At 32.4% G+C, this 450-nt stretch carries 1 protein-coding gene; it reads right to left on the minus strand.

All coding sequences use genetic code 11. From position 1 onward, the window contains the following. Nucleotides 1–369: 369 nt before the first annotated feature. Nucleotides 370–450: a hypothetical protein gene (locus tag EZV76_RS17975; RefSeq protein WP_500683432.1), complete on the minus strand. Its 81-nt coding sequence runs from the start codon at nucleotides 448–450 to the stop codon at nucleotides 370–372.

Here is a 450-nt window from a genome sequence, read left to right on the forward strand (position 1 = left end):
TTCTGTGCAAAAATGGGATATGCGCTTGAAATGGATGTACGAGTTATGATATATATCATGAGCGATGCGGAAATGGATCGAGTAATCTGTTCCTTTATCCAAGAAAAAGTATTTCTAGTTTGCATGGTCCAATCATTGATCCCGAAAATTTCTACAATAAATTGGGATAGGTCACTAGTATAGTTCCCTATCCACGATTCTGGTATTTACTGGAATAATTTGACTAAAATAATATAGAATTTATAGAATATAGGATGAATCCCCGAGATAAGTAGAAATAGAAAGAGTAAGTACGATTTGCAATTCCTTTTTCTGTACAACTCCAAAGTAACAAAGATTCGAATTGGATTAATCTGAGTGGATTATTTGTCAATCATTCATTGAATGATAAATCACTACAAGTGACGGAGATAGCCGATTTAAATAACGGAAAATCCAATATTTAAAAAT

Origin of the sequence: Flagellimonas alvinocaridis (assembly GCF_004916895.1) — a bacterium.
GTDB lineage: Bacteria > Bacteroidota > Bacteroidia > Flavobacteriales > Flavobacteriaceae > Flagellimonas > Flagellimonas alvinocaridis.